This is a genomic window from uncultured Romboutsia sp., from assembly GCF_958366745.1.
Taxonomy (GTDB): Bacteria; Bacillota; Clostridia; order Peptostreptococcales; family Peptostreptococcaceae; genus Romboutsia; species Romboutsia timonensis.
Genome location: NZ_CATXCO010000114.1, coordinates 1 through 7,487 on the forward strand (window position 1 = coordinate 1; position 7,487 = coordinate 7,487).

A 7,487-nucleotide genomic window follows, 5' to 3' on the forward strand; every position below is an offset into this window, starting at 1 on the left:
TAAAATAATTATATCAATATTTATTAATTTTATAAATAATAAATTAACATTACTTAGTTACGGAAATATAGACTTAATAATCTATTGATTAAACTATTTATTTGATATATAAAAAAACATACAACTTAGGATATAATTAATATGAAGGAGTGATATTATGAAATTTTCAGATTATAAATATGAAAGACCAATATATGAAGAAGTTAAAAAAGAATTTATAAGTATAATTGATAAGATAAATAATTCTTGTACATATGAAGAACAAAAAGAAAACATAAAAAAACTTAATATACTTAGAAATAATGTAGAAACTATGGCTACATTATCATCTATAAGACATAGCATAAATACTTTAGATGAATTTTACGAAAAAGAAAGAGAGTATTGGGATGAGTATTCTCCATTATATGAGGAATTAAATTCATTATTTTATAAGTCAGTTATAAATTCTAAATTCAAAGATAATATAGCAAAAGACTTTGGAAAGCAATTTATAGATATAGCAGATTATTCTTTAAAATCTTTTTCATCAGAGATAATAAAGGATTTACAGGAAGAAAATAAATTATGTTCTAAATACACTAAATTATTAGCATCTGCAAAAATAGATTTTGAAGGAGAAGAAAGAAATCTATCTGGTATGGGAAAATTCATGCCATCAACAGATAGAGATGTTAGAATAAAAGCATCAAACGCATATTATAATTTCTTTAAAGAAAATGAAGAGCAATTTGATGATATTTTTGATCAATTAGTAAAGATAAGAACTACAATTGCTAAGAAATTAAATTTTGATAGCTTCGTTGAATTAGGATATATAAGAATGATGAGAACTGATTACAATGCTGAAATGGTTAAAAATTTCAGATCTCAAGTTTTAAAATATATAGTACCTGTTGCTAGTAAGCTTTATAAAAGACAAGAAGAAAGATTAGGATTAGATAAACTTACATATGTAGATGAAGGGTTTGAATTTTTAAGTGGAAATGCAACTCCAAAGGGAAGCTCTGAATATATAATGGAAAGTGGTAAAAAAATGTATTCAGAACTGTCAAAGGAAACTAAAGAGTTTTTTGATTTTATGATGGAAAATGAGCTTATGGACTTAGTAACTAAAAAAGGAAAAGCAGCAGGAGGGTATTGTACATATATACCAAACTACAAGTCACCATTTATATTTTCAAACTTTAATCAAACTTCAGATGACATAGATGTATTAACTCATGAAGCAGGTCATGCATTTCAATTATATATGTCAACTTGGATTGATATGCCAGAAATAAATTTCCCAACATTTGAAAGTTGTGAAATACACTCTATGAGTATGGAATTTATAACATGGCCTTGGATGGATTTATTCTTTAAAGAAGACACTGAAAAATATAAGTTTATACATTTGGGATCAGCTATTAAATTTATACCTTATGGAATAGTTGTAGATGAATTCCAACACTATATATATGAAAATCCAAATATGACAAAAGAAGAACGAAAAAATACTTGGAGAGAATTAGAAAAAAAATACCTACCTCATAAAAATTATGAAGGATGTGATTTTTTAGAAAAAGGAACATGGTGGTTTAAGCAAGGACATATATTTAAAAATCCATTTTATTATATAGACTATACATTAGCTCAAATATGTTCGCTTCAATTTTGGAAAAAAATAAGAGAAGATAAAGAAAACGGATGGAATGATTACTTAAATATATGCAAAGTCGGAGGAACTAAATCATTCTTAGAGATTGTTAAAATAGGTAACTTAATATCTCCATTTGAAGATGGATGTGTTGAAAGTGTAATAGGAACTATAGAAAATTGGATAGATAATGTTGATGATAAGTCTCTTTAGGCAGTTAAATAATAAACTAACATGAAAAAGTTAATTAACTATGATATATTAAAAGTCTATTAGTTAATAATAGAAAGTAGAGAAATTTAAAAATAGTTAATATAAAACTTATGGAGGCCTTTAATGAGATTTTTTATAGATACAGCAAACATAGAAGAAATAAAAGAAGCTAATGAATTAGGAGTTATATGTGGAGTTACTACAAACCCATCTCTTATAGCTAAAGAAGGAAGAGACTTTATAGAAGTAGTAAAAGAAATAAGTACTATAGTTGATGGTCCTATAAGTGCAGAAGTAATAAGCTTAGACCATAAAGGAATGGTAGAAGAAGCAGATAAATTATCTAAAATACATAAAAACATAGTTATAAAGTTACCTATGACATTAGAAGGATTAAAAGCAACTAAAATATTATCTCAAAAGGGAATAAAAACAAATGTAACATTAATATTCTCAGCAACTCAAGCATTATTAGCTGCTAGAGCAGGAGCTACTTATGTAAGTCCATTTGTAGGAAGACTTGATGATATAGGTCAAGATGGCCTTTCATTAATAGAAGAAATAGTTGATATATTCAATGTTAATGCTATAGAAACAGAAATAATAGTTGCAAGTGTTAGAAACCCAATACATGTAGCACAAGCTGCTAGAATGGGAGCAGATATAGCTACAGTTCCATACAAAGTTATAACTCAAATGACTAAACATCCTTTAACAGATAAAGGAATAGAAAACTTCCTTAAAGACTGGGAAGGTGCATCATTAAAATTATAATATTAAAATACCTTGATTTTTATCAAGGTATTTTTTATGTCCTTTTTCTACAATAAATTGTTACACCGTTGTAACCAAGTTTACGAATTTGTAATCTAAGGTAACAAGTGTGTAACTGTTATTTAATAATATTTAGTGATAATATTAAATCATAGAAGAAATAATAAAAATAAATTACATAAATAATACTTAAGAGGACGTGATTTATATGAAAAAAGCAATTATAACATTATCATTAATATGTGCAGGACTATTAGCAACTAGTAATATAGGAGACCTAGTTTTTGCACAAGATACAACAAAGAATATAAATAAAACTAATAATGTAGAAGTACAAGTTATAAATAAATTAAATAAAGAAGAAGCTGAAGAATTGTTATCAATGTATAATCCTAATGTTAAATACATATACCAAGGAACAGAAAATGATTTTGTAGCATTAAAAGAAAAAGGTTTAGAAGGATATGTGTTTTTAATGGATGCAGATACAGATTTAGGAATGTTTGTAAATAAAGATGATGCTAAAATATACTACTTCCATCCAAGTGGATATCTTGAATTAGCAGAGTAAAAAAGAGAGATTTAATCTCTCTTTTTATTTTTGGGCAATGGATGTATCTGTAGCGTGAGCAAGTATATATCGTTGGCGAAATAAAAAATATCGACCACACGAGGCTTAAAATGTTTCGCCGACACGTCGCTCAAGCGAAGCCAAATTTTTTATAAATACTTTATTATGTTAAACTTTATGTATAATATCTAAAAAAGTGACTAGAATAACTTTAGAAAATAAAAAATTAGATATTGTAATTATGTTAAATTAGCATTATACTATTTAAATATATAATACTTTCTAGTTTTGCTGAGGGAGTAGTTTGCACGATAAGTGTTACTAGATCAACATAATGATTTTAAGTCTGGTCTAGTATTAAAAAACGAGACTCATGCATGTTTATTTAGCATGCATAAGTCTCGTTTTTTGCGTTTATAAAATAAGTTTTAGGAGGAAATGTATGAATTTTATAGCACTTATATTTACAGCATTTGCATTATCTATGGATGCATTTGCAGTGTCTATTACAAAAGGTATGACAATTAAAAATTTAAAAAAATCTACAGCATTAAAGATGGCTTTAGCATTTGGAGTATTTCAAGGGGCGATGCCACTTCTTGGATGGGCTTTAGGTATAAGCTTTGAAAGCTATATAAAATCTATAGACCATTGGATAGCATTTATATTACTTGGATTTATAGGATTTAATATGATAAAAGGCTTTTTTGATGATAGAAAAGAAGAAAATGCATCTGAACTAGAGTTTAGCGCTACAACTGATGTAGATGATTTATCTAACAAAGAGATAATAATGCTTGCAGTAGCTACTAGTATAGATGCTTTAGCAGTAGGGATAAGTTTTGCATTTTTAAATGTAAGTATAATACCAGCAGCTTCAATAATATGTATCATAACATTTTTAGTATGTGTAGTTGGCGTATTTGTAGGAAATAAAGTTGGAGATATATTCAACGGATATGCAGAATTAGTAGGTGGAGTAATACTTATATTAATAGGATTTAATATATTTAATGAGCATACTCAAATACTAAGTAAAATATTCAATTCACTATTTTAAATATAAAACCTATGAATCTAGAAATCTATTCTAAATTCATAGGTTTTTATATTATGTATTTTTATTTTTTATAACCAATCTCATTAAGAAAAATACTGGAGGAGTAGAAAATACTGGTGCTATTAAAGGTGCTATTATTTCATTTATATTAAAGGTTTTAACTAAAAAAATTATAATTCCCATATTAAGAATATATTCAAAAATATAAACTAAAACTGATAAAGAAAACTTTTTAGCTGAATAGTTTTCACTTTTAAAAGTAAATTTAGAATTTAAAAAGTAAGCAGCACAAATACTAAGTATACTAGTTATTGTGTAAGCTACAATATAATTAAATTTAAATACCATAAAAAGAGTAATATAAAAAATTTGAGATACTATAAAGTTACTAATACCTATAATATTAAATTTTATATATTCTTTAACTTTTCCTTTTAAAAATTTTAACTTATCTACCATAATAAAAATCTCCTCATTATAGACTTAAATATATTAAATATTATTTGGATAATATAGAATAATATTTAATAATATTTTACAGGAAAATATATTAATTTATATATTATATCAAAATTGATTTATTAATTTAAAAATATTACTAAATTATGGAAAAATTTGAAAAAAAAGAATAAAAAATGTATAATAAATGTATACTTTAATCGAAATATTTAGATTTTATTTAGGGGAATCTATTTTTATTAAAACTAATATATAAAATAAAATTTTATATAATTTTAATAAAAATAGATTGTGTAAAATAAAGATAGGGGAGAGGTTGTATATAAATGTACAATATAAAAGAAGTAAAAAAAGAGGCTACAAAAATACAAAATAATTTATCTACATTTATTATAATGTCTTTAACTTTAATAATAGGAATTTTATATATGAATAGATTATTTTGCCTACTAAAAGTAGAAGAGTTACAGTATATGAATGTAATATCTTTTATAAGGTTATTTAATTTAGTTTTAGCAGGTCTTGCAATTGGTAGTTGTATAATGTGCTATAATAGTACAAAAAAAGAAGAACTTTTTATTATATCTCTTATGTATGTTGTATTTTTTATAGATATATCCCTTGGAAACTTAGATAATATGAATTTAATAAATTCAGCTAAGTACATAGATGGATATATTACGATAAGTACATCATTACTTAGAATAAGTATATTAGTAATAAGTATTTCTTCATTTAATAAGATTAAAAACATAATAATGTCTAATAAGATTAGCTCTATATTAATAGTAGCTACAATAGCTTTCTTTATAGGGATATTAGAAAATAAAGGTTTGATTTTTACAAATAAAGAAAGTTACTTTATAAGGTACAATATATTTTTAATAATATTATATTTAGTGGTATCGACGACATATTTAGTAAAGAGTATAAGTCAAAGAGAATATATATACTCTGTCATAAGCTCTAGTATATTTTTATTTGGAGTGAAAGCTTGTTATGCAATAGTAGGAGCTATAAATCCAATGAGTGTTATAAAATTATCATCTATCTCAATAACATATATGGGATTTATTATACTTATAGGTGGTTTATTTTTAGAACTTATATTAAGTATAAAAAGAAATCAAGAGCTAGAGAATAAACTTAATATTTTTTATCAGATAGTAGATGAAAATAAGTATAGCTGTATAGTTATATACGATGAAAATGGAAAAATAAAATTTGCAAATAAAACCGTTAAAAACTTTATATTCCAAAATCCATGTGAAAAAGATAAAAAAGTTGAATCTGTTATAACTAAAAGAATGAAGGAAGTAGATAAAGATTTAATCTTTGAAATTAACAATTCTGTAAAAAAATATAAAGCATGGAAAGGCAATATATATATACCATCATTAGATATGACTTTAGAGTGTAGTATTCAAAATATTTATACTAGATCTGAAGAAAATAACTATGCAATTACATTCCAGGATATATCTTCAAAGCTAAGAACAGAAAGGTATTTAATAGAATATGAAAAAATAAAAAAGCATGAAGAAGTTAAAAATGAGTTTTTTGCCAATATATCACATGAATTAAGAACACCATTAAATATTTTTTACTCAACAGTTCAACTTTTAGACTTTAAAAGTAGTGATATGTCAGTTAACTTTAGAGAAATATATGAAAAACATAAACAGTGTTTAAATCTAAATTGTAAACGTATGTTAAGGCTTATAGACAACATAGTTGATATAACAAAAATAGATGTAGGATTTACTAAACCTAAATTTGTAAACTGTGATATTGTAAGAGTTATTGAAGATATAACACTTTCTGTAGTAAATTATGCAGAAAATAAAAATATAAATATAGTATTTGATACTGAAATTGAAGAACATATAATAAAATGTGATTCATCTATGATAGAACGAGCTATGCTTAATTTATTATCAAATGCTATAAAGTTTACAAAAGAAAATGGTAATATAGTCGTTAATTTATATAAAGATGAACAATGGGTACATATAATCGTAAAAGATGATGGTATAGGGATACCTATAGGTATACAAGGTATGATATTTGAAAGATTTGTTCAAGGAGATAAATCATTAACTAGATTAAATGAAGGTAGTGGAATAGGTCTTAGTATAGTAAAATCAATCGTTGAATTAAATAACGGTGAAATATACTTAGATAGTGACGGAGAAAATGGAACTGAATTTGAAATACTATTACCAAATGAAAAATTAGAAGGTGATAAGTATGAGTATAACTATGAGATAGATATAGACAAAATAGAATTAGAGTTTTCTGATATATATGAATTATATAGTTAACTTATTGTGCTAGTTAAATATTGTTACTTGAAAATACTATAGTTTAACAAGCTACATTTTGCTAGTTAAAAACTTTATATAGTAATTTCAGTATGCTTAGTAGAATAACTAGTATAAAAATTAAATTACTTAAAGTATGAATATAAAAGATAAAATTGCATATTATAATACCAACAGGACTCACTAGATAAAAGCAAGGAAAAACCTTACCTTTTACTAGTATCTATTGGGAGTACTGTTGATGAGATATCAATAGATATCATATTAAATAACTAAGATATATTAAATATACCTCAATTTAATATATGGCGATTAGTATCTGATGTTAATTACCAATAGATAGCATATAAACTAATTGGTCAATAATAGTTATTTAATAAAAATCAAAAAGAGGCAAAAGCATAAGCTTTGGTAAAAGGCAATATACTTGATGGCTATAACCATTAA

General features: G+C 24.7%; 6 protein-coding genes. 5 read left to right on the forward strand and 1 reads right to left on the reverse strand.

Features of this window, described 5'->3' with window-relative positions:
* The first annotated feature begins 157 nt into the window (after positions 1-157).
* The 4 genes from Q5F54_RS08425 to Q5F54_RS08440 all read left to right on the forward strand — a co-directional run bounded on the left by Q5F54_RS08425 (position 158) and on the right by Q5F54_RS08440 (position 4,257).
* The gene (locus tag Q5F54_RS08425) at positions 158-1,852 is read left to right on the forward strand and encodes a M3 family oligoendopeptidase (protein WP_302334234.1); all 1,695 of its coding nucleotides are present in this window, start codon (positions 158-160) and stop codon (positions 1,850-1,852) included.
* 123 nt (positions 1,853-1,975) lie between these two features.
* Positions 1,976-2,626, forward strand: coding sequence for a fructose-6-phosphate aldolase (fsa, locus tag Q5F54_RS08430; protein WP_071121090.1), 651 nt, complete (start codon positions 1,976-1,978; stop codon positions 2,624-2,626).
* A gap of 208 nt (positions 2,627-2,834) precedes the next feature.
* Positions 2,835-3,197 (forward strand): hypothetical protein, encoded by a 363-nt coding sequence (locus Q5F54_RS08435; RefSeq protein ID WP_071121089.1) that lies wholly within the window; start codon positions 2,835-2,837, stop codon positions 3,195-3,197.
* 442 nt (positions 3,198-3,639) lie between these two features.
* Positions 3,640-4,257, forward strand: a complete 618-nt coding sequence (locus tag Q5F54_RS08440; RefSeq protein ID WP_281538854.1) for a manganese efflux pump MntP family protein — start codon at positions 3,640-3,642, stop codon at positions 4,255-4,257.
* 51 nt (positions 4,258-4,308) lie between these two features.
* Here the strand turns inward: Q5F54_RS08440 and Q5F54_RS08445 are convergent, their stop codons facing one another.
* A complete protein-coding gene (locus tag Q5F54_RS08445) occupies positions 4,309-4,716 on the reverse strand; it encodes a GtrA family protein (protein WP_281538855.1) in 408 nt (135 codons plus the stop codon).
* Positions 4,717-5,042: 326 nt separating this feature from the next.
* Here Q5F54_RS08445 and Q5F54_RS08450 point away from each other — a divergent pair, with 326 nt between their 5' ends.
* Positions 5,043-7,040 carry a sensor histidine kinase KdpD gene (locus Q5F54_RS08450; protein ID WP_281537986.1) on the forward strand — a complete coding sequence of 666 codons (1,998 nt, stop codon included), beginning with the start codon at positions 5,043-5,045 and terminating at the stop codon, positions 7,038-7,040.
* Positions 7,041-7,487 lie beyond the last annotated feature (447 nt).